Genomic DNA, 20,781 nt, shown 5'->3' on the forward strand with positions numbered 1-20,781 from the left:
ACGCCGCGCCGCATGCTGGCCCGCCGTCCTGCGGCAAGCCGCGCGGTCGTGGCCGCCTTGCCGCTGTGCCCGCCCGCGGTGTGCCGCCCAGCTCATTCAAAGAACGCTCCCGATGTCCAATCCGTCCGCCACTTCCTCACGCATGAGCGCGCCTGAACTGCGCGCGACCGTGTCGCTTGCCGCGATCTTCGCGCTGCGCATGCTGGGTCTGTTCATGATCATGCCGGTGTTCTCGATCTACGCGAAGACCATTCCCGGCGGCGACAACGTGCTGCTGGTGGGTATCGCGCTGGGCGCGTACGGCGTGACGCAGTCCATGCTGTACATCTTCTACGGCTGGGTCTCCGACAAGGTCGGCCGCAAACCGGTCATTGCGACCGGCCTCCTGATCTTCGCGCTCGGCAGCTTCGTGGCGGCGGGCGCGCACGATATGACGTGGATCATCGTCGGCCGGGTGATTCAGGGCATGGGTGCGGTGTCTTCCGCGGTGATCGCATTTATCGCCGACCTGACCGCCGAAGAAAATCGCACCAAGGCGATGGCGATGGTGGGCGGCAGTATCGGCGTGTCGTTCGCGGTGGCGATTGTCGGCGCGCCGATCGTGTTCCAGTGGGTCGGCATGAGCGGCCTGTTCACGCTGGTCGGCATCTTCTCGATTCTGGCCGTCGGCGTGGTGCTGTGGATCGTGCCCGATGCGCCGAAACCGGTGCACGTGCGCGCGCCGTTCGCCGAAGTGCTTCACAACGTCGAGTTGCTGCGTCTGAATTTTGGCGTGCTCGTGCTGCACGCGACGCAAACCGCATTGTTCCTCGTCGTGCCGCGCATTCTCGAAGCCGGCGGCCTGCCGGTAGCATCGCACTGGAAAGTGTATTTGCCGGTGATGGGCCTCTCGTTCGTGATGATGGTGCCAGCGATCATCGCCGCGGAAAAGCGCGGCAAAATGAAAATCGTGCTGCTGTCGGCGATCGCTCTTATCCTGATCGGACAGTTGTTATTGGGCGTCGCTCCGCATACGATTCTGAGTGTGGCGGCGATCCTTTTTGTGTACTTTCTCGGCTTCAATATTCTCGAGGCTTCGCAGCCTTCGCTGGTGTCGAAGCTGGCGCCCGGAACCCGCAAGGGCGCGGCCGCCGGTGTGTACAACACCACGCAGTCGATCGGTCTTGCGCTGGGCGGGGTGGTCGGCGGCTGGTTGCTGAAAGCGGACGGTCAGAGCGCCGTGTTCTTCACTTGTTCGGGGCTCGTCTTTTGCTGGCTTATAATCGCCGCAAAGATGAAACAGCCGCCGCGCAAAGCGTAATACGGCGCATCCCGAACTCATCCAGAACTCACCCGGCGGCGGGCAGAGGCGCAGTTCCGGTCTCGGGCCCGCCGGCCCTGAAACGCGAACCGTGTATTGCCGCGCCGCCCGTAACGGAATCAACAGGAGAAACTCATGGCATCCGTGAACAAGGTCATTCTCGTCGGCAATCTCGGAGCCGATCCGGAAGTCCGTTATCTTCCGAGCGGCGACGCAGTGGCGAACATCCGCCTTGCAACGACGGATCGGTACAAGGACAAGGCGTCCGGCGAAATGAAGGAAGCGACTGAATGGCACCGTGTGTCGTTCTTCGGTCGCCTCGCGGAAATCGTGTCCGAATATCTGAAGAAGGGCTCGTCGGTGTACCTGGAAGGGCGCATCCGTACCCGCAAGTGGCAGGCGCAAGACGGCACCGACCGTTATTCGACCGAAATCGTCGCTGAGCAGATGCAAATGCTGGGTGGCCGCGGCGGCTCGATGGGCGGTGGCGGCGACGAAGGCGGTTACAGCCGGGGTGAGCCGTCGGAGCGTAGCGGCGGTGGTGGTGGCGGTCGCGCGGCGTCGGGCGGTGGCTCGCGTGGCGGCAGCGGTGGTGGTGCCGGCGGCGGCGCGAGCCGTCCGAGCGCGCCGGCTGGCGGCGGGTTTGATGAGATGGATGACGATATTCCGTTCTAAGCCTTTGCAGCCGAAGAACGTGAACATCAACCCCGCCTTCGTGCGGGGTTTTTTTTCTATCCGCTCAACACTCGCGGCAAGCGGGCTCGAACACCCCATCCAGCCATCGAACGCGTCGTCCTAACCGGTGTGCCTTCAATAAGCGTCCATCGGCGCCGCAAAACCACCCGCTTCTTCCGTCTCCGCCTCAGGCTCGCCGAGATAAGGACGGTCAGGGCGAATCCAGTGCGCGGCAATCGGTCCGAGCACGAGAAAGAACATCGACAGCGCAAACACCGGCTCCCATGAATGCATCGTATCGACCAGCCAGCCGACGAGCGGCGGCGAAACCGATGCCGCAATCCCAAGCCCGGTGTTCATGATGCTGCTCGACGTTGCCGCGTGATTGGGTGCGAGGTCCATCGCGACGGCCCACAGCGGCGCGGTCACGAGTTCGGAGAGAAACAGCGCGGCAGCCAGCGAGAACGCAGCGAGCGTCGACGACGGGTGCAGGAACATCGGCACGAAGAACACGATCGGTGCGAGAAACCCGATGGTGATCAGCGTCTGGCGCGATCGGCGGATGTTGCCGGTCTTCCTGAACATCAGATCGCTGAGCCAGCCACCCAGCGTGGTGCCGACAACGCCGCTCAGGAAAATTCCCGAACTGAAGACGGCCGAATGCCGGATATCCAGGTGATACGCCTGCGCAAAGAACGACGGCATCCAGTTCAGAAAGAACCACAGAATCCAGCCGTGACAGAAGCTCACCACAGTAGCCGGCCAAAGCGCGCGCAATAGCGGCGCCCAACGCATCGGCACGCGCGTCTTGCCGACCTTCGCGGGCAGCCGCGCAATATCTTCGGGCGTGATACCCGGATGATCGGCGGGATTGTCGCGGTAATACCAGACCCATAGGACGACCCACGCAAGACTCGCCGCACCGAGCAGGATGAACGCGATGTGCCACGAAAACGCGGTGATCAGGCCGGCGACGAGAATCGGCGTGGATGCGTTGCCGAGCCGGGCGCACGCATGCGTGATGCCTTGCGAAAATCCACGGCGCTCGGGCTCCATCCACGCGGTCAGCGCGCGGGCCGATGCCGGCACGATCGGGCTTTCACCCAGCCCGACGACGAAGCGCGCGAGCAGCAGCGTCGCCAGGCCGCCGGCGAAGCCGGTCAGGAGCGTGCCCAGACCCCACAGCACGCCGCACACCGCAAGCATCTTGCGGGCGCCGAGGCGATCGCCGATAAAGCCGCCCGGAATCATCGCGAGCGCGTAGGTCAGTGCAAAAGCGGAAAACACGACGCCAAGCTGCGAGTTGCTCAGATGCAGATCGCGACGGATCGCGAGTGCGGCAGTAGAGATATTCGTACGGTCCACGTACATCAGGAACGACATGATGCACAGGACAACCAGTACGCCTGTGGTCGCGGAAAAGCGGCTGCGCCGGCGGATCGATTCCATCGTGTCTCCTTCTTGCGACTACGCAACGACACGTGCCGTTGCGTCTTGTGTCGCGGCGTCGCGGGAATGGCGTCCGCGCCGCCGTACGTCGAACAGCTCGCTATGAATTGGTTTAATGCGAGCCGGAACGTCTTACTCGAGTACTTCGCCGTGCACGCCGGCCGCGAGCGTCTTCTTTTCCCAGCGCTGCATCGGCACGACTTCGGCAACCGGGCCGTTCGGCGAGCGGAACTTGACCGGCAGATGACCCGGCGCCGTGAGGATCTCGCCGCCGTTTTCCTTGATCTGCTCGATGAACGCGTCGAGGTCTTCCACTTCCATGCCGATGTGATGAATGCACGGCGCCGGACCGGCGAAATCGGCTTCATCGGAATCCGACGACTCATAGTGAATCAGCGTCAGATCCATATAGCCGTCGGTCAGGTGATGCGAAATGTGATCGCCGCTCTTGCCCTTGCGGCGCACCGTATTCACATGCTTGTAGCCAAATACGTTCTCATAAAACGCGCGTTCTTTCTCGACGTCTTCGACCTTGAATGCGATGTGCTTGATGAAATTCGGCATGGTCCATCTCCTTTGATGTAAGCGCGAGCCTGCGCGATGAAGATCAGTCTAGGACGACCCGCGTTTTCAGTCAATCGAATCATTCGAATGATTCGAATTAATGGATAGGTTCGGGTTGATCCCGATTGATTCCGATTGCCGCCGGGCGCCGCTTCCGATGGCGTCCCGGCACGGTCGCGGTGACGCATATAGGTGTCGATCCTGTATCCTTCGGAGAATTCGCCGTGGGGCTGCGAATCGGGGCGGGGCGGCGCATGTCGTACGTGCGCTCGCGGCCATTTCATCGCGGTTCGAGCGGCTCGTTCCGACTTCTTTCTCTTCACTCTGACACTGACCTGAATGCCAGGATTTCGTACTCCGGGAGAGCAACCGCTCTATGAAATCGTCCGCGCCCGTATTCTCGAGCGCCTGCGTACCGGCCAATGGACGGCCGGCGACAAGATCCCCGCGGAGCCGCAACTGGCCGAAGAATTCGGCGTGGGCATCGGCACGATCCGCCGCGCCGTCGAAGAACTGGTGGCCGAGCGCCTGCTGATTCGCCGCGCGGGGCGCGGCACGATCGTCGCGAAGTTCGCCGACGAACACGCGTTCGACCAATACTTCAGCTTTGTCGATACGACCGGCGAGTTGATGAAGGTGACCGCGCGCCTGCTGCGCTTCGGCAAGGAGCGCGCGAGCCCGGCGCTCGCCTCGACGCTCAGGCTCGAGCGCGGCGCACGGCTTGCCACTGCGGATAATCTTCGGCTGCATGACGACGTTCCGGTCATGCTCGATCGCTTGTGGATGCCGCTCGACGTGTTTCCGGACCTCGACGCAGGAAAGTTCGAAGCGCGGCGCGGCTCCATCTACGGTTTTTACCAGGAGCACTTCGGGATTTCAGTCGTGCGCGTGGTGGAAGACCTGGGCGGCGCGGCCGCCGACGAAGAAGCGGCGCGCGCGCTCAACATCGAAGTGGGCGCGCCGGTGCTGCGCATCGAGCGCACGGCTTACACGTTCAAGGACCAGCCGGTCGAATTTCGCGTGCGCCTTGCCGATTCGAGCCGCTGTTCTTATCGGAACGTGCGCGGCTTGCAGGACTGATCGCATACGCGGCCCAGCCGCGTCGCGCGCATACAGGAACCGTCGCGCCTGGCAATCCGCGCGCGTCTCCACGCGCCTACTTCAGCGCGTCCGCGCCCGCCTTGCAGATATCCGCATCCTGATCGCCGCTGCCGCCGCTGCATCCGATCGCGCCGACGATCTTGCCGCCGATCATGAGCGGATAGCCGCCGGGCGAGGCGACCACCGAAGGATCGAGCGTCGCCGAATAGGTGTGGCCGGCTTCGAAGCCGTTATAGAACGTGCGCGTGTCGCGGCGGAAACGCGCGGCGGTCGCGGCCTTGCGCAGCGCGATGTTCGGCGACGAGTTCTGCGTGTCGTCCATCTTCGCGAACGCGACGAGCTCTCCACTCGGATCGGTCACCGCGATGGCTTCGGGCCAGCCGTGCCGGGCGGCTTCGGCTTCAGCGGCCTGGAGCGCCTGATTGGCGTTTTGCAGGCTGATCGGCATGCCGTATGGAATGTCGAACGGCGAGCGCGCCGGCAGGCCGCCGGCCGAAGGCTGGGAGGCGGGCGTCTGCGCGTTGGCGTCGCCCAGTGCCCCGCCCAGTGCGGCGCCGAGCGAGAACAGCGCGAGCAGCGAGGCTTTGATCATTCGCTTGTTGGTCATATTGGGTTTTCCGTGTTGTGGCCGGTCAGGTGTCGAGCGCGTTCAGCAAGACGGCTGGTGAAAACTTCGCCCGCCGTGTCCGGCACACCGGGCGAAGCGCGTCGCTCAGTCGAGCGAAGTCCAGCGCGTGCCCAGCGCGTCGGTAATGGCGGAGGCGTCGAAACGATACGCCATCAGCGCGGCAAAGCCACGCCGTCCGTCGATCGACGCGGCCGCGCTCGTGAACCCGTGCTTCGCGATCATCGCGGCTTCGAGCGCGTCCGCTGCGGCCTTGCCGATCTCGATCGCCTCCATCGCGTGGTCCGCATTGTGCGCGAGTCCCGCTGCCTGGGTTGCCGCGATGCCGAGCGCGTGACGCGTATGCGCTTCGTCGAGTCGCAGCAGGCGCGATACCGCCAGCACCGCACCCAGCAAGCCCACCGACGACGCCACGTTCCAGCGCGCGCGGAACTCGTCGCTATCGACCGCGGCGAGAATGCGCGTGGCGGCTTCGGTACCGATCGCGACGGCGGCGATCGCATCGCTTTCGGACGAACCGAGCTTGTCGCCGGTGGCGATCACGGCGGCGAGCACCGGCATTACCGGCGACGCGGCGGCCTGCGTCGCGAGCGATGTGCCGAGAATCCATGCGCGGGTGCGCGAGTCGGTCGCCGCGCTGCCCTGCGATTGCAGCAGCGCGGTGATCTGCGCGGTGGAGCGCGTCGCCGGATCGGTGAGCAGGCGGGCGTGCGTGAGCGCGTCGCGCGCGGCGCCGAGTGCAGACTCGGCCGAAGCGGGCAGCGCGGCGACGGCGAAGCCGGCGAGCGCGTCGGAGACGACGGAATGTTGAGCGGCGTTATGCATGATCAGTTTCCATTGCGAGAGCGTGTCGGCGCGCACAGGGCAAAGAGCGTGTCGAGATTGGCGGCGGTGTCCAGCGTCGCCACGGCGGCGGCAAGCTGCGCGGCGGTGCCGTCGCCCAATTGCGAATCCACCAGCAGACGGACCTTGTGCATCAGTTCGTCGTTGGTCAACGGGCGCGCAAGGCTGCCGCGCGCATGTTCGACGTGATGTTCGACGACCGTGCCGTCTTTCAGCGTCGCCGTGATAAAGACTTCGTCGCGGTTGACCGCTACGTCGGGCGCCAGCTTCGTCAGCGCGCGCACTGCGGTGACGTCGTCCCGCACCACGCGCGCGTCTTCGTATTGCGCGAGACCCACCTGGCCGTCGCACAGCGCGGCCGCCACGCCGTGAATCGCGCTGAAGCGCGCCTGCAGCCCGTCTTTCGGCTGCGGGTTGCCCATCAGCTCGGGCACGAGCGGATGGCAGCGCAGCGTGATCGACTGGATCGACTGCGCGTCGGCGATCCGCGGCGCGAGCGCGAGGCCCGCATCGATCGCCGGATGCGCGACGATCCCGCACGGATACGGCTTGTACGTGTTGAAAAGCAGTTCCCAGCGCTCACCGAACGCGCCGTTCATCAGATCGAAATCGACCTTGGTCGACAGCGAATGCGAATAGCCGCCGGCGGCTTCGAAAATGTCGGCGGCGGCGCGCTGGCCCTGCTGTGCGAGACGCGCGGCCGCAATGCCGTTCGCCGCCGCCTTGCCGGGGTGATAGGGCTTGGTCATCGTGCCGAACGCTTCGCGCTGGCCGACGAACATCGAGGCGGCGATCGACACCGCTTGCGCCAACTCCGCTTCGTCGAGACCGAGCAGCAGCGCGGCCGTCACCGAGCAACCGATCACGCCGCACGTGCCGGTGATGTGCCAGCCACGGTCGTAGTGTTCCGGCGAGATCGATACGCCGACCCGCAACTGCGCTTCGCAGCCGAGCGTGAACGCCGTCAACGCGGCCGCGCCGGTGGGCCGTGTTGACGGCGCGAGAGCAGTCAGCACGGCGAGCACCGAGGCGGCCGGATGGATGACGGTCGCGAGATGCGTGTCGTCGAAATCGTCGAGGTGGCCGGCAAAGCCGGTCGCGAGTGCCGAAAAATGCAGGTCGACCTTTTCGCTGCGGCCCGGCACCGGCGCGACCGGGGCCACGCCCAGTTCCGCGGCTGCGGCGAGGATCGCGTCGACCCCCGGATGCCGCGACGCACCGATCGAGGTGCCGATGACATTGATCAGCGAACGCCTGGCTTCCTCTGCGACCGGAACCGGCAGCGGACGCTGCGCCAGTGCGAAAAGGCCGTGCGCGAATGCGGCGGCGATGGAACTCATTGAGACAACTCCTCCAGACGAATGCCGTTGGTCTTCGGCCCTAGCAGCCCGACCATCACGACGATCACGAACATGGCTGACGAAATCAGCACGAACACGGCGGGCACGCCCGAATGCTTGAGCAATGCCGCCACCCAGAAACCGACGAAGATCGAACTCAGACGGCTCCAGCTAAACACGAAACCGACGGCGCGAGCGCGAATCCGGGTCGGATACAGCTCGGCCTGATAGGTGTGAAAGATGCCGATCAGCCAGTTGTTCGCGATGGTCACGGCGCTGCCGAACAGCAGGATCAACACCGGCTCGCGCACCATGCCGAACAGTACGCCGGCCACCGCCACGACGATCGCGCAGCCGACCAGTTGCCACTTGCGCTGGATGCGCTCGGCGCACGCCATCGCGCCGAGCGCGCCAAGCGGTGTCGCGAACGCGATCACCATCGTGTAGAGCAGCGAATGCGTGATCGTGATGCCCTTCGTGTACAGCAGCACCGGCACCCACGCGCCGAAGCCGTACACGCCGAAGGTCTGGAAGAAGTTGAAGAACGACAACATGATCGTGCGGCTCAGATAGCGGCCTTTCCACATCTCCGACCAGGAACCGCCGTGCTCTCCGGCCGGCGGTTGCGGCGCACGTTGCGCCGGGGCCTGTAACGCGCGGCCGGTTTCCGCGACCACGCGGGCTTCGATCGCATCGACGATCGAGCGCGCTTCGTCGAGCCGGCCTTTGCTTTCGAGCCAGCGCGGCGACTCCGGCAGGCCGCGCCGCATGAACCAGATCAGCACGGCGCCCGCCGAGCCGATGATCATCACCCAGCGCCAACCCTCGAGCCCGAGGATGGTGTGCGGCACGAGCAGAAACGACAGCACGGCGACGGTCGGCACGGAAGTCAGGATCACGAGGATGCTGAACGCGCTATATCGGCCGCGGGTGTGATGCGGCGTGAGCTCGGAAATATAAGTGTCGACAGTAATGAGCTGCACGCCGATGCCGAGGCCCGCGACGAAGCGCCAGAGATCCATCGCTTGAGGCGAATGCTGGAACGCGGCGGCGAAGGTCGCGACCGAATAGATCAGCATCGCGCAGGTGAACACGGCGCGGCGTCCGAGGCGGTCGGTGAAGCCGCCGAGCGCCACCGTGCCCACGAACATCCCCGCAAAAAACGAGCCGAGAAAACTGGCGAACCCGTCGACGTCGAACAGGCCGGCCGTGGTGGCGCGATACAGGCCGCTGCTGATGAGTCCCAGTGAGATATAGGCCGCCATGAACATTTCATAAAACTCGAACCAGCCGCCGATCGCAATGCGTGCGACGAGGCCGCTGAAATAGCGCGTCGGGGGCAGGCGGTCGAGCCGCGCCGAAACGCTCGCTTCCACGCCGGCGGTGCCGGCGATCTCCTTTTCCATATACATGCCGTCTCCTGGCTGGACTGATGTCCTATATTTATAGTGTCGACACTTTATGTAAGTGTAGGGCGAATGATCGATATATTTCAAGAGAAATTCAATTAACTGTACACACTTAGTGGAATTGAGCGGGGAGCTGGACGGATCTGGCTGGGCGGCGGTTTGCTAGAATCCGTCCACGCAGCGAGGCGGCACGCCAACGGATATCGAGGAATAACGGGATGGACGAAACTGTCGACACACGCGACGACGAGGAGCAGGGCGACGCATCGCCGGTCGGGGAGATCGTCGACTGGGTGGCGCGCGGCATTATCGAAGGCCGGCTGCAGCCGGGCGACGACCTGAATTCGGTCGATCTGGCAAAACGCTTCAACGTCAGCCGCACGCCGGTACGCGAAGCGCTGTTCGTGCTGAACCGCGAACGTCTGGTCGACTGGTCGCCGCGACGGCGACCGCGCGTGTCGTCCATGAGCCTCACGGAAGTGCGCGAGATCTATCAGCTGCGTGTCCTGCTATACGGCCAGGTGTCGCTTGCGATCGCCGAGCATGCCACCGCCGAGGACATCGATTCGTTATGGCGCGCTCACGCGCGTCTCGCCGACGCGGCCGCGCGCGCTGACGTGGACGGCTATTTCTGGGCCAACGTCGCATTTCGCGATGAAGAGCTGCGAGTAAGCCGCAACGGCATCTTCAAGGAAGTGCTCGATTCGATGCGCATGCGCACCAACCGGCTGCGGCACCTCAGCACGTCGCTGCCCGGCCGGATGCAGCGCTCGTGCTCCGATCATCAACGGCTGTGCGAAGCGTATGCGGAGCGCGACGGCACGCTCGCGGCGGCGCTGAACCGCTCGATCGTGCTGACTGCGTTACAGGCGATCGAGCAGGTGTGGGAGTCGGAATCCGGCAACGGTTGATGCACTTGCGGCGGCGCCGCGCGCATCGCTTCTTCTGCACCCGAAACGTCTGCCAGGGATAAACCTGGTCATCAGTCCTGGCGTGCCTCAGCGGCACGTTTGACCGCCCTCACCAATCGGTTCGACGAATGTCGTCTTGACATTCGTCCGCTCGCCGACAATACTCGCATCACAGTTTGTACGGACAAAGTAACAAATAGAGATAAAGTTGGTCGATACAGGAGACAGGCATGGAATCTGACGTCGCAGTCAAAACCCGCATTCGCGCCAGTTACGGGCGCTATCTCGAAGATTTCCAGGTGGGCGATATCTACGAACACCGCCCCGGGCGCACTATTACCGAAGCCGACAACATCCACTTCTCGCTGCTCACGATGAATTTCCATCCGATGCATTGCGATGCCGCCTACGCCGCCAAAAGCGAGTTCGGCCGTCTGCTCGTGAATAGCGGTCTGACGGTTGCCGTGGTGCTCGGACTCTCGGTGAACGACGTCAGCGGCAAGGCGATCGCCAACCTCGGCTGGAAAGAAATCCGCCTGACCGGCCCGGTGTTCTGCGGCGACACGATCTATGCGGAGTCCGAAGTACTCGACAAGCGCGAATCGAAGTCGCGTCCGGGGCAGGGCATCGTCACCGTGCAGACCCGCGCGTTCAAGCAGGACGGCACGCCGATCATGGACTTCGTGCGTAGCGCGCTGGTGCCGGCACGCGGGCATGGCGTCGGCGATTGATTGAAGCCTGGACGCTGCATCGTGCCGATCGCCGCATGAGCGGGCTGAGCGCTCGGGCAGTGTGAAAACGACAAGCAGCACATAGCGCGCAGCTGCCGGCAAGAGCAGTCCGCGCGCGGATTCCGGCGGCGCCCGAACAGGCGCCGCGATGCGGCAAGCGCCTACGCGCACCGCATGCACACCAAGGAGACAAAGGTGGCTATCGGTATCGTCAACTCGGGCGCGCGACTCGATCGCCTGCCCATCGCGTCCTTTCACTGGAAGATTCTCGGGCTCATCAGCGCGGGCGCCTTTCTCGACGCCTTCGACATCTATCTCGCGGCCGGCGCGCTCGGCGCGATGGTGAAAGCGGGCTTTTCGGATCTGAAGCTGAACGCGCTGTTCATCTCGGTGACGTTTCTCGGCATGCTGATCGGCGCAGGCCTTGCCGGTTATCTCGGCGACCGCTTCGGCCGCCGCTCGTCGTACCAGACCAATCTGCTGATCTTCGGTATTGCGTCGATTGCCGCGTGCTTCGTGCCGAACATGATGTGGCTGATCGTGCTGCGGCTGATCATGGGCGTCGGCCTCGGCGCCGAACTGGTGGTCGCGGCCGGCACCTTGTGCGAATTCATCCCGCCCGCATCGCGCGGACGCTGGACGGCCTTGCTCGCGCTCATCATCAATTCCGGCCTGCTGGTGTCGACGGCGGTGGGTTACGTGGTGATTCCGCATCTGGGCTGGCGCTATATGTTCGCGATTGCCGGCATCGGCGCGATTATCGTGTGGGTGCTGCGGCACCGTATGCCGGAGTCGCCGCGCTGGCTCGAATCGGTCGGGCGCAGCGACGAAGCCGAGGCCACCGTTTCCACCATCGAGCATGAGGTGCAGCGACAGAAAGGTCCGTTGCCGCCGGTCGAGCGCATCGAAAATCTGGAAGTGCCGAAAGCGCCGTTCTCCGCATTGTTTTCTCACGCCATGCTCGGCCGCACGCTGGTCGCCATTCTCACGGCGGTTGCCGTGAATATTTCGGTGTACGGCTTTGTTGCATGGCTGCCCACCTTCTTCGTCAAGGAAGGTCTCACCATCGTGCAATCGCTCGGCTTTACGACGCTGATGGCGTTCGGCGCACCGGGCGGCGCGTTGATCGGCTTTCTCTGCGCGGATCGTGTGGGCCGTGCGCGTGGTCTGGTGATCTTCGCGATCGCCACGATCGTGGTCGGCTTCATCTATCCGAACATGCATGCGGGTTGGGCGATCAGCAGTGTCGGCTTCGTGCTCGTCACCTGCATCTATACGGTCACTACGCTCGGCCTGTTCGCCTACATCCCCGAGCTCTTTCCGACCGAACTGCGCCTGCGCGGCACGGGCACGGCGGGCGTATGCGGCCGCGCTGCCTCGATGACCACGCCGTATCTCGCGGTGGTGCTCTACAACTCGTTCGGTGTATCCGGTGTGCTGGCGATGGTGAGCGGTGTTCTCGCGCTGCTGGTGCTCGGCATTCTGCTGCTGCGCGTGGAAACCAATCAGCACGCGCTCGAACGGATCTCGCCGAGCCTCGACACCGATTCCGATCCGATGCCCGCTACCCAGCAAGGTTAAATCACCATGACTTCACTCGACTCCTCCGTCACGCTGTCCGGTCAGTACGCGCGCTTCGGCGTCGGCCTGCAATTGCGCGACGTTCCGCATGCGGTGCAGACGCGCGCCAAGCATCTGATTCTCGACGCCGTAGGCATTGCGCTCGCGTCGCGTGGCTATCCGTATGCGGATGTCTCGTTCGCCGCATTCTCCGAGTTCGGCAACGGCAGCTCGCCGGTGATCGGCTACGGCCGGCGGCTCGGCCTGCGCGATGCCGCGATGATGAACGGCGTGCTGATTCACGGTCTCGACTTCGACGACACACATTCGCGCGGTGTCATCCATTCGACCTCCAGCGCCTTGTCGTGCGTGCTCGCGCTCGCCGATCGCGACGCCGTGAGCGGCGCGGATCTGCTGGCCGCGTACATCGTCGCAATGGAAGTGTCGACGCGCGTGGCGTCGGCGGCCAGGGGCGGATTCCACGACGCCGGTTTTCATCCTACAGGCCTAGTCGGCGCGTTCGGCTGCGCGGTTGCCGCGGCGCGTCTGTTGCAACTGGACGAGGCGCGGGTCGCGCACGCGCAAGGCATCGTGTTGTCGATGGCGGCCGGCAGCCTCGAATTCCTCGAAGACGGCGCGTGGACCAAACGCGCCCATCCGGGTTTCGCGGCCGCCTCGGCCATCACCGCAGCGACGCTCGCGAAGCACGGCTTCACCGGCCCGCGTCTGGCCTATGAAGGACGCTTCGGGCTTTACGCAAGCCACCTCGGCAAGCCGCTCGACGCGGCCGATCGCGAGATCGCCAGCGAAGGCCTCGGCAGCTCATGGCAGATCGATGAAGTGGCGATCAAACCGCTGCCTGCCTGCCACTTCACGCATGCGGTGGCCGATGCGGCGATGGCGCTGCATCGCGAGCATCGTTTTTCCGCCGAATCGCTCGACTCGATCCGGCGCATGGTCGCCAGGGTGCCGCGCGGTACGGTCGAGATCGTGTGCGAACCGGTCGATGCGAAGCGCAAACCGGTTACCGCCTACGACGCGCAATTCAGCGTGCCGTACATCGTCGCCACCGCATTGCTCAAAGGCCGCTTCACGCTCGACGAACTCGAGCCGGCCGCGCTCGCCGACCCCGCGGTGCTGGCGCTCGCTGCACGGGTCGATTACGAAATCGACCCCGACACGACCTTCCCGCGCCACTACACCGGCGAAGTCGTGGTGGAGCACAGCGACGGTTCGCGCGTCGCGCATCGCGAGGCGATCAATCGCGGTTGCGCGGACCGGCCCGTCAGTAACGACGACATCGTCGCCAAGTTTTACGCGAACGCGCAACGCAGTGTTTCGCGCAGCGCCGCCGAACAGATCGCCCGTGCCGTATTGCAACTCGACGAACGGCCGGCCCGCACGCTTGCCGACACGCTCGCCGGACACACCGCATCCTAAGGACGTCATCATGACCGCAACTGAACTCGACACGCTGGAAAACGATCAACTGATTCTCGACATGCTGGACCGCTTCCTCGAAACCGAGGTGCGCCCATACGTCCACAAGTTCGATCACGACGATATCTACCCGGCGGAGATCGTCGAGAAGATGAAGGAGATGGGCCTGTTCGGCTGCATTATCGATCCCGAGTATGGCGGGCTGGGTCTGTCGACGCGGACCTACGCGCAGATCATCGTGCGCATCTCGCGGGTCTGGATGTCGGTGAGCGGCATCATCAATTCGCATCTGATTCTCGCGATGCTGGTGCAACGCAACGGCACGCCGGAGCAGAAAAGCAAATATCTGCCGAAGTTCGCCACAGGCGAGTGGCGCGGCGGCATCGGCCTCACCGAGCCCGATTGCGGCACCGATCTGCAGGCGATTCGCACCACCGCGAAACGCGTGGGCGACGAATACGTGGTGAACGGCAACAAGACGTGGATCACCAACAGCAAGCATGGCAACACTCTGGCGCTGCTGGTGAAGACGGATACGACGGCGCAGCCGCGGCATCGCGGAATGAGCTTGTTGCTGGTGCAGAAAGGGCCGGGATTCGAGGTCAGCCGTCAGTTGGAGAAGCTCGGCTATAAGGGTATCGATACCTGCGAGTTGTCGTTCAACGATTACCACGTATCGACCGACGCGTTGATCGGCGGCGTGGAAGGCCGTGGCCTGCAGCAGATACTCGGCGGCCTCGAACTCGGCCGGATCAATGTCGCGGCGCGCGGCGTCGGCGTTGCGCAAGCCGCGCTCGACGAATCCGTCAGTTATTCGCAGCAGCGCAAAACCTTCGGCAAACCGATCTGCGAGCACCAGGCTATCCAGCTGAAGCTCGGCGAGATGGCGACGCGCGTCGAAGCGGGCCGCCTGCTGGTCGATGCCGCCGCGCAGAAATACGACCGCGGCGAGCGCTGCGATATGGAAGCGGGCATGGCGAAATACTTCGCGACCGAAGCCGCGCTGGAAAACAGCATCGAGGCCATGCGCATTCATGGCGCGTACGGCTATTCGAAGGAGTACAACGTCGAGCGCCTGTATCGCGATGCGCCGCTCCTCACCATCGGCGAAGGTACCAACGAGATGCAGCGCATCATCATCGCGAAGCAACTGATCGAACGGAGTCCGGTATGAGTTTGCCTCTTTCGGGGGTGCGGGTGCTCGCCATCGAACAATATGGCGCAGGGCCGTTCGCTACCCAGCATCTCGCAGACCTCGGCGCGGAGATCATCAAGATCGAGCATCCGACCACTGGCGGCGATGTCGGCCGCGCAGTCGGCCCGTACTTTTTCGGCGACGGCGATAGCCACTTTTTCGAAGCGTTCAATCGCAACAAGTGCAGTCTCACGCTCGACCTGAAGAAGCCCGAAGCGCGCGCGGTACTGCTCGACCTCGTCGCGAAGAGCGACGCGGTGTTCAACAATCTGCGCGGCGATCTGCCGGCGAAACTCGGGCTCACGTACGAGCAACTGTGCGAAGCGAATCCGAAGATCGTGTGCGGGCATCTGTCTGCCTACGGACGCACCGGCAGCCGCGCGGCATGGCCTGGCTACGACTATCTGATGCAAGCCGAGGCCGGCTATCTGTCGGTCACGGGCGAACCCGACAGCCCGCCGGCGCGCTTCGGCCTGTCGATCATCGATCTGATGACCGGCACGACCGCGGCGATGGCGCTGCTCGCCGGACTCGTCGATGCGAAGACCTCGGGCAAGGGACGCGACATCGACGTGAGTCTCTTCGACGTCGCGCTGCATAACCTCGCGTATGTCGCGACGTGGTATCTGAACGGCGGTGTGGTGACGGGGCGCGAGAACCGCTCGTCGCATCCGTCGCTCACGCCGAGCCAGTTGTACAAGACGCAGGACGGCTGGATTTTCCTGATGTGCAACAAGGAAAAATTCTGGGGCGTGCTTGCCGAAGTGCTCGACAAACCGTCGTGGGTGACCGACCCGCGCTTTTGCAACTTCCAGGCGCGTCTCGCGAATCGCGAGCTGGTGCAGACCGAACTCGACGCGGTGCTCTCCGGCGCCACCACGGCGCAATGGCTCGAACGCTTCGGCGGCCGCGTACCGGCGGCGCCGGTGTTCAACGTGAAGGAGGCGCTGGAGAATCCCTTCGTGGTCGAGCGCGAATGCGTGGTGAACGCCGAACATCCGCGTTTCGGCACGGTACGCGGCGTGGCCGCGCCGGTGCGGATCGACGAGCCCTTGCCGACGCGCGCCGCGCCGGATCTCGGGCAGGACACGCAGCGTCTGCTCGACGAGCTGGGCTACGGTGCGGAAAGGATCGCTTTGCTGAGAGAGGCGGGTGTGGTGCAATAAGGCCGGGCGGGCAACCGTCCGCTCTTCCACTTTTTTGCACACCAAGATGGCCACGACAGTCCTCGGGCAACAGCCGCGCTACATGCAACTGGCACAGACGCTCCTCAACGAGATTCAGGGTGGGCAGTTTCCCATCGGCACGTTGCTGCCGACCGAGTTCGAGCTATGCGAGCAGTTCGGCGCGAGCCGCTTCACCGTGCGTCAGGCGATCAAGCAACTGGAGCAGCGCGGTCTGGTGGACCGGCGGCCCGGCATCGGCACCCGCGTGAAGGCCACGCAGAGCGAGACCGCGTACCGTCAGGTGATGGAGCGCCTGAGCGATCTGCACCGCTATACGTCCGACACGGAGCTGGAAATCGCATCGACGCAGACCGTCGAGATCGATGACCCGGATCTGATCGGGCGGCTCGGCGCAAAGCCTGGCGAAACCTGGCTGCTGGCCGAGGGCATTCGTCTCTCACCGGGGAGTGTCGAACCGATCTGCCATACCGAAGTGTATATCCACCCGGCGTTCCGTTCGTTGACGGGTTTGAGCGGCCGGACGCACGTGCCGATCTACACGCTGATCGAAAAGCAGTTCGGCGAGCAGATCGCCGAAGTGCAGCAGGAAATCCGCGCGGTCGCGCTGCCGGCGGCGTTGGCGCAGCGTTTGAACGCAAAGCCGCGTTCGCCCGCGCTGTGGTTGTGCCGCCGTTATCTGAACCGGCGGGGGCAGGTGGTCGAACTGACGATCAGCGTGCATCCGGCGGATCGCTACAGTTATTCCGAAACGTTTCAACGCGACTGGCACGCGAACTAGCAATATCGCGCCGCGTGCCGTTCAGGAGAACAACATGGACGCACGCAGTTATCTGTTCGTGCCGGGCGACCGCCCCGAGCGCTTTGCCAAGGCGCTCGACACTGGCGCCGACGCGGTGGTGATCGATCTCGAAGACGCGGTTGTGCCGGCGGCGAAGCTTGCCGCGCGCGACGCCCTGCAGCGCTGGCTGCCAAAGGTGGGTCCGGCGCGGCTGATCGTGCGCGTGAACGCGGTCGGCACACCTTGGCATCTCGGCGATATGGAGATGGTGCGGGCTTCGGGCGTCTCCGTGATGATGCTGCCGAAGTCGGACAGCGCGCGGCAACTCGCCGAGGTCGCCGCGCGGCTGCCATCAGCGGTCCGGATCGTGGCGCTCATCGAAACCGTAGCGGGCGTGGTGGCGATGCGGGAAATTGCCGGCGTGCCGTCGGTTGCGCGGTTTGCCTTCGGCACGGTGGATTTTTGCGGCGACGCCGGCATTGAAGGGCTCGGCGTGGAACTGAATTATGTGCGTTCGCAGATGGTGATCGAATCGCGCTATGCGGGCCTCGCCGCGCCGATCGACGGTGTGACGCTGGAGCTCGACCATCTGGAGCGCCTGACGGAGCATGTGGCCGGCGCGCGGCGTTTCGGCTTCGGCGGCAAGCTGTGCATTCACCCGCGGCAGGTGGATCCGGTCAACCGCGGTTTCGCGCCCAGCGAGGACGAACGCCGGTGGGCGGCGCGGGTTCTCGCTGCTTGTAGCGAGCATCCGGAAGGCGCGTTCGCGGTAGACGGCAAGCTGGTCGACCGGCCGGTTATCGAGCGGGCGAAGAAGATCGCGGAATTCGACACGCTCATCCACTGACAATGTGGGGCGTTTGGGCCGGCGGCAAGGCGAGCCATGCGGTGCTCACCGGCTTAAGTGGTCCAGCGCATCTCTCATGGGCGAACTGGAGATTACTAGCGGCCCGGTAAACGGCGTATCCAGATCGACGATCACATAGATCGCCGAAGCAATCGACACCGCGCCCAGCGAAATGGTGACCAACGCCAGCGCGTTGCGCGGCGCGATCAGGCCGAAACTCAGAAAAATCACGCCCAGCCAGAATGTCAATGTCTTGAGGAACGGCTGGGAAATCGAGCTGTGCGCTTCCTCGATGAGCTTCCACCGCGCGTCCACCACGCGCCGGTATTGCGCCAATCCGTCGTTGAGCGCGCGCTGTTGCAGCGGGTCATGCGCCCGTAGTTGCCGCAACTCCCTGCCCACGGCGGTCAGCATGTCGCCGAGCCGCGTGTTCTCCAGTTTCTGCGAGTTGCCCTGCGATGGTCCGATGTCTTTCGGATACTCGCCAGTGGGCGGCGTTTCGGTGGGCCACGTCGAGGCAATCGCCGCCGCGGTGTACTGGCGCAACAGGCGCCGGGCCGGATCGGTATCCGTGCCGTATTCGCGCAAGGTCGTGTCGAATTCGATCAGATCGGCCGCGTAGCTGCGCAGATCATTCGATGCCGTGTCGAAGCTGGACTTCGCGGACGCCGTCATCAAGCCGAGTACCAGCGCGGCAAACGTCACCAGCATGCCGATCACCAGCTGGATCAACTGCACGGTTTCATGCGCCTTGTGCTCTTCGGGCAACAGCGGCCGCACCCACACGCCGACACCGGTCGCGGCGAGCAATAGAACGAAAACCACCAGGGTCGAGCCGACTTCAGACATATGAATGCTCCGCAGACGAACCCCCGTCACTTTCCATCAACCGCCTGCCGCTGAAAACCGGGGTAGTCCCGCCACGCCCGGCGCGGGTCGCCGTTCATGTTGGCTCGTATGTTGATGTATCACAAGCGTCGGCGTTATCGACCATCAAGTTTTCGATTATCGCGCCGTAGTCCTTACATGTGGCATTCACTTACATTCGGACAATAGTTGCGGACCTGGTCGATTCGGCTTGGGCGCAGCACGCGTGGCCGAGGCTTTTATCGAGCGTTCGGTCAGGCAGCCCAACGGAGACAAGCCGATGTTGAAAAATCTGTCGATTCGCACCTGTCTGACCATGCTGATCGTGTTCTTCGGTCTCGCGCTGCTGGTCGGCGCCGCCGCTGGCCTGCTGTCGCTGCGTTCGAGCAACGCCTCGCTGCAGCAGATGTACACCGTCGACACACCCGCTGTTGCCGACCTCGAAGGCAGCGCCGGGCAGTTGTTGCGCCTGCGTCTCGCGCTGGCGACATATGCTTCGCTCGTCGACCTGAACGATCAGGACGGCGCGAACGCCGTGCTCAAGCGTTTCGATCAGTACCAGCAAGCCTCCAACGACCGCCTTGCCCACTTTGTGAGCCGCGCGGGCACGGACGCCGACGAACAGCGTCTCATCAAGGACATGCAGGACAAGCGCGATGCCTTTCTGCATGAGGGCGTCGATCCGGCTCTTGCCGCGCTCAGGTCGAACGACAGGACGGCCTTCCAGCAATTGCAGGCGCACAAGCTGCCGTCGCTCTATAGCGGGTACGAAAAGGCCATGCTCGCGCTCGAACAGTTGCAACTCGATCACGGCGCGCAACGCTATCAGGCTGCGCAGGATCTGTTCTACGTGATCTGTGTCGTGGTGGCGGTCGGCATGGTCGTATCGCTGCTCGGCTCGTTGATCGGCCGCGCGGTGCTGGTGCGCGCGATCGTCAGTCCGGTCGACGCCACCATCGCGCAGTTCCAGCGCATGTCCAATGGCGACCTGACGGGCCAGATCGTCGTGAGCAGCAATAACGAAATGGGCCGTCTCGCGGCCGCGTTGCAAAAGATGCAGGAATCGCTGATCGCGACGGTGAACTCGGTGCGTCAAGGCACGGAATCCATCGACACCGGCGTGAGCGAGATTGCCGCGGGCAATACCGATCTGTCGCAACGTACCGAGGAACAGGCCGCGTCGCTCGAAGAGACGGCGGCAAGCATCGAACAGCTCACGTCGACGGTCAAGCAGACGGCGGATAACGCGAAGCAGGCCAGCTCGCTCGCGCAGGGCGCATCCAGTCTGGCCGCGCAAGGCGGCGATCTCACCGGGCAGGTGGTGGGCACGATGCATGGCATCGTCGACGACTCGCGGCGGATTGCCGACATTGTCGGCGTGATCGAAGGGATCGCGTTCCAGACCAATATTCTGGCGCTGAACGCCGCAGTGGAAGCCGCGCGCGCCGGTGAGCAGGGACGCGGCTTCGCGGTGGTGGCGAGCGAAGTGCGCTCGCTCGCGCAGCGTAGCGCAGCGGCGGCGAAGGAGATCAAGGGTTTGATCGACGAATCGACGGCGCGCGTGCAGGCCGGCTCGCAACTGGTTGAACGCTCGGGCTCGACGATGACCGAGATCGTCGACGCGATTGCACGCGTGAGTTCGATCATGGGTGAAATTGCGGCGGCGGCCATCGAGCAGAGCACCGGCATCGATCAGGTCAATCTCGCGGTCGCGCAGATGGACGAGGTGACTCAGCAAAATGCCGCACTGGTGGAGCAGGCCGCGGCGGCGGCGAGTTCGCTGGAGGAGCAGGCACGGCGGTTGACTGCCGCCGTCTCGGTGTTCCAGACGGGGAGCGGCGCGGTGTCGTCTTCTGGGTCTGCCGGGCGGCGTAGCGGCTCGGCGGCCACGCCGAAGACGGCCGATACGGGTGAGTTCGCTACGGCCTGATATGGATGGATGTTCGGCGTTGCGACGCA

At 64.1% G+C, this 20,781-nt stretch carries 19 protein-coding genes; 12 read left to right on the forward strand and 7 right to left on the reverse strand.

Going from position 1 to position 20,781, the window contains the following annotated elements:
* Positions 1-112: 112 nt before the first annotated feature.
* Together PDMSB3_RS02065 and PDMSB3_RS02070 are read left to right on the forward strand one after the other, a co-directional pair.
* Positions 113-1,300: an MFS transporter gene (locus PDMSB3_RS02065; protein WP_041743926.1), complete on the forward strand. Its 1,188-nt coding sequence runs from the start codon at positions 113-115 to the stop codon at positions 1,298-1,300.
* 135 nt (positions 1,301-1,435) lie between these two features.
* Positions 1,436-1,975, forward strand: coding sequence for a single-stranded DNA-binding protein (locus PDMSB3_RS02070; protein WP_007179393.1), 540 nt, complete (start codon positions 1,436-1,438; stop codon positions 1,973-1,975).
* A gap of 135 nt (positions 1,976-2,110) precedes the next feature.
* Here the strand turns inward: PDMSB3_RS02070 and PDMSB3_RS02075 are convergent, their stop codons facing one another.
* Together PDMSB3_RS02075 and PDMSB3_RS02080 are read right to left on the reverse strand one after the other, a co-directional pair.
* Positions 2,111-3,424 (reverse strand): MFS transporter, encoded by a 1,314-nt coding sequence (locus tag PDMSB3_RS02075; RefSeq protein ID WP_007179392.1) that lies wholly within the window; start codon positions 3,422-3,424, stop codon positions 2,111-2,113.
* A gap of 132 nt (positions 3,425-3,556) precedes the next feature.
* Entirely contained in the window at positions 3,557-3,988 is a 432-nt protein-coding gene (locus tag PDMSB3_RS02080) for a VOC family protein (RefSeq protein WP_007179391.1), read from the reverse strand.
* A gap of 339 nt (positions 3,989-4,327) precedes the next feature.
* Between PDMSB3_RS02080 and PDMSB3_RS02085 the strand changes: the two genes are divergently transcribed.
* Positions 4,328-5,068 (forward strand): GntR family transcriptional regulator, encoded by a 741-nt coding sequence (locus PDMSB3_RS02085; RefSeq protein ID WP_165184393.1) that lies wholly within the window; start codon positions 4,328-4,330, stop codon positions 5,066-5,068.
* Positions 5,069-5,144: 76 nt separating this feature from the next.
* Here the strand turns inward: PDMSB3_RS02085 and PDMSB3_RS02090 are convergent, their stop codons facing one another.
* The 4 genes from PDMSB3_RS02090 to PDMSB3_RS02105 form a co-directional block, all read right to left on the reverse strand.
* Entirely contained in the window at positions 5,145-5,696 is a 552-nt protein-coding gene (locus PDMSB3_RS02090; RefSeq protein ID WP_007179389.1) for a GlcG/HbpS family heme-binding protein, read from the reverse strand.
* A 105-nt stretch (positions 5,697-5,801) separates the two neighbouring features.
* Positions 5,802-6,539: an MmgE/PrpD family protein gene (locus PDMSB3_RS02095; protein ID WP_165184395.1), complete on the reverse strand. Its 738-nt coding sequence runs from the start codon at positions 6,537-6,539 to the stop codon at positions 5,802-5,804.
* A 2-nt stretch (positions 6,540-6,541) separates the two neighbouring features.
* Positions 6,542-7,897, reverse strand: a complete 1,356-nt coding sequence (locus tag PDMSB3_RS02100) for an MmgE/PrpD family protein (protein WP_007179387.1) — start codon at positions 7,895-7,897, stop codon at positions 6,542-6,544.
* Complete coding sequence (locus PDMSB3_RS02105; RefSeq protein ID WP_007179386.1) at positions 7,894-9,309, reverse strand: MFS transporter; 1,416 nt, start codon at positions 9,307-9,309, stop codon at positions 7,894-7,896. The genes PDMSB3_RS02100 and PDMSB3_RS02105 overlap by 4 nt, the downstream gene beginning before the upstream one ends.
* A gap of 215 nt (positions 9,310-9,524) precedes the next feature.
* Here PDMSB3_RS02105 and PDMSB3_RS02110 point away from each other — a divergent pair, with 215 nt between their 5' ends.
* The 8 genes from PDMSB3_RS02110 (at position 9,525) to PDMSB3_RS02145 (ending at position 17,955) form a co-directional block, all read left to right on the forward strand.
* A complete protein-coding gene (locus PDMSB3_RS02110; RefSeq protein WP_007179385.1) occupies positions 9,525-10,217 on the forward strand; it encodes a GntR family transcriptional regulator in 693 nt (230 codons plus the stop codon).
* Between the two features lie 230 nt (positions 10,218-10,447).
* On the forward strand, positions 10,448-10,948 hold the full coding sequence (locus PDMSB3_RS02115; protein ID WP_165184398.1) for a MaoC family dehydratase: 501 nt from the start codon (positions 10,448-10,450) through the stop codon (positions 10,946-10,948).
* 174 nt (positions 10,949-11,122) lie between these two features.
* A complete protein-coding gene (locus PDMSB3_RS02120) occupies positions 11,123-12,529 on the forward strand; it encodes an MFS transporter (protein WP_165184400.1) in 1,407 nt (468 codons plus the stop codon).
* A gap of 6 nt (positions 12,530-12,535) precedes the next feature.
* Positions 12,536-13,948, forward strand: a complete 1,413-nt coding sequence (locus PDMSB3_RS02125; RefSeq protein WP_007179382.1) for an MmgE/PrpD family protein — start codon at positions 12,536-12,538, stop codon at positions 13,946-13,948.
* A 10-nt stretch (positions 13,949-13,958) separates the two neighbouring features.
* The gene (locus PDMSB3_RS02130; protein WP_165184403.1) at positions 13,959-15,122 is read left to right on the forward strand and encodes an acyl-CoA dehydrogenase family protein; all 1,164 of its coding nucleotides are present in this window, start codon (positions 13,959-13,961) and stop codon (positions 15,120-15,122) included.
* The gene (locus tag PDMSB3_RS02135; protein ID WP_007179380.1) at positions 15,119-16,309 is read left to right on the forward strand and encodes a CaiB/BaiF CoA transferase family protein; all 1,191 of its coding nucleotides are present in this window, start codon (positions 15,119-15,121) and stop codon (positions 16,307-16,309) included. The genes PDMSB3_RS02130 and PDMSB3_RS02135 overlap by 4 nt, the downstream gene beginning before the upstream one ends.
* Before the next feature lie 46 nt (positions 16,310-16,355).
* Positions 16,356-17,108 (forward strand): GntR family transcriptional regulator, encoded by a 753-nt coding sequence (locus PDMSB3_RS02140; protein WP_007179379.1) that lies wholly within the window; start codon positions 16,356-16,358, stop codon positions 17,106-17,108.
* 34 nt (positions 17,109-17,142) lie between these two features.
* Entirely contained in the window at positions 17,143-17,955 is an 813-nt protein-coding gene (locus PDMSB3_RS02145) for an HpcH/HpaI aldolase/citrate lyase family protein (protein WP_007179378.1), read from the forward strand.
* A gap of 45 nt (positions 17,956-18,000) precedes the next feature.
* Here PDMSB3_RS02145 and PDMSB3_RS02150 read toward each other — a convergent pair whose 3' ends face one another.
* The gene (locus PDMSB3_RS02150; RefSeq protein WP_007179377.1) at positions 18,001-18,804 is read right to left on the reverse strand and encodes a bestrophin-like domain; all 804 of its coding nucleotides are present in this window, start codon (positions 18,802-18,804) and stop codon (positions 18,001-18,003) included.
* A 298-nt stretch (positions 18,805-19,102) separates the two neighbouring features.
* On the opposite strand from PDMSB3_RS02150, the gene PDMSB3_RS02155 reads away from it, so the two are divergent.
* Positions 19,103-20,752, forward strand: coding sequence for a methyl-accepting chemotaxis protein (locus tag PDMSB3_RS02155; RefSeq protein WP_007179376.1), 1,650 nt, complete (start codon positions 19,103-19,105; stop codon positions 20,750-20,752).
* Positions 20,753-20,781: the final 29 nt, after the last annotated feature.

Origin of the sequence: Paraburkholderia dioscoreae, assembly GCF_902459535.1 — a bacterium.
Classification (GTDB): domain Bacteria; phylum Pseudomonadota; class Gammaproteobacteria; order Burkholderiales; family Burkholderiaceae; genus Paraburkholderia; species Paraburkholderia dioscoreae.

What these genes read in the sequence shown, in the direction of transcription:
- PDMSB3_RS02120 (WP_165184400.1), top strand. Translation starts at nt 11,123, where the DNA reads ATGCACACCAAGGAGACAAAGGTGGCTATCGGTATCGTCAACTCGGGC.
- PDMSB3_RS02125 (WP_007179382.1), top strand. Translation starts at nt 12,536, where the DNA reads ATGACTTCACTCGACTCCTCCGTCACGCTGTCCGGTCAGTACGCGCGC.
- PDMSB3_RS02145 (WP_007179378.1), top strand. Translation starts at nt 17,143, where the DNA reads ATGGACGCACGCAGTTATCTGTTCGTGCCGGGCGACCGCCCCGAGCGC.
- PDMSB3_RS02105 (WP_007179386.1), bottom strand. Translation starts at nt 9,309, where the DNA reads ATGTATATGGAAAAGGAGATCGCCGGCACCGCCGGCGTGGAAGCGAGC.
- PDMSB3_RS02085 (WP_165184393.1), top strand. Translation starts at nt 4,328, where the DNA reads ATGCCAGGATTTCGTACTCCGGGAGAGCAACCGCTCTATGAAATCGTC.
- PDMSB3_RS02130 (WP_165184403.1), top strand. Translation starts at nt 13,959, where the DNA reads ATGACCGCAACTGAACTCGACACGCTGGAAAACGATCAACTGATTCTC.
- PDMSB3_RS02090 (WP_007179389.1), bottom strand. Translation starts at nt 5,696, where the DNA reads ATGACCAACAAGCGAATGATCAAAGCCTCGCTGCTCGCGCTGTTCTCG.
- PDMSB3_RS02155 (WP_007179376.1), top strand. Translation starts at nt 19,103, where the DNA reads ATGTTGAAAAATCTGTCGATTCGCACCTGTCTGACCATGCTGATCGTG.
- PDMSB3_RS02150 (WP_007179377.1), bottom strand. Translation starts at nt 18,804, where the DNA reads ATGTCTGAAGTCGGCTCGACCCTGGTGGTTTTCGTTCTATTGCTCGCC.
- PDMSB3_RS02115 (WP_165184398.1), top strand. Translation starts at nt 10,448, where the DNA reads ATGGAATCTGACGTCGCAGTCAAAACCCGCATTCGCGCCAGTTACGGG.
- PDMSB3_RS02065 (WP_041743926.1), top strand. Translation starts at nt 113, where the DNA reads ATGTCCAATCCGTCCGCCACTTCCTCACGCATGAGCGCGCCTGAACTG.
- PDMSB3_RS02135 (WP_007179380.1), top strand. Translation starts at nt 15,119, where the DNA reads ATGAGTTTGCCTCTTTCGGGGGTGCGGGTGCTCGCCATCGAACAATAT.
- PDMSB3_RS02080 (WP_007179391.1), bottom strand. Translation starts at nt 3,988, where the DNA reads ATGCCGAATTTCATCAAGCACATCGCATTCAAGGTCGAAGACGTCGAG.
- PDMSB3_RS02095 (WP_165184395.1), bottom strand. Translation starts at nt 6,539, where the DNA reads ATGCATAACGCCGCTCAACATTCCGTCGTCTCCGACGCGCTCGCCGGC.
- PDMSB3_RS02140 (WP_007179379.1), top strand. Translation starts at nt 16,356, where the DNA reads ATGGCCACGACAGTCCTCGGGCAACAGCCGCGCTACATGCAACTGGCA.
- PDMSB3_RS02100 (WP_007179387.1), bottom strand. Translation starts at nt 7,897, where the DNA reads ATGAGTTCCATCGCCGCCGCATTCGCGCACGGCCTTTTCGCACTGGCG.
- PDMSB3_RS02070 (WP_007179393.1), top strand. Translation starts at nt 1,436, where the DNA reads ATGGCATCCGTGAACAAGGTCATTCTCGTCGGCAATCTCGGAGCCGAT.
- PDMSB3_RS02110 (WP_007179385.1), top strand. Translation starts at nt 9,525, where the DNA reads ATGGACGAAACTGTCGACACACGCGACGACGAGGAGCAGGGCGACGCA.
- PDMSB3_RS02075 (WP_007179392.1), bottom strand. Translation starts at nt 3,424, where the DNA reads ATGGAATCGATCCGCCGGCGCAGCCGCTTTTCCGCGACCACAGGCGTA.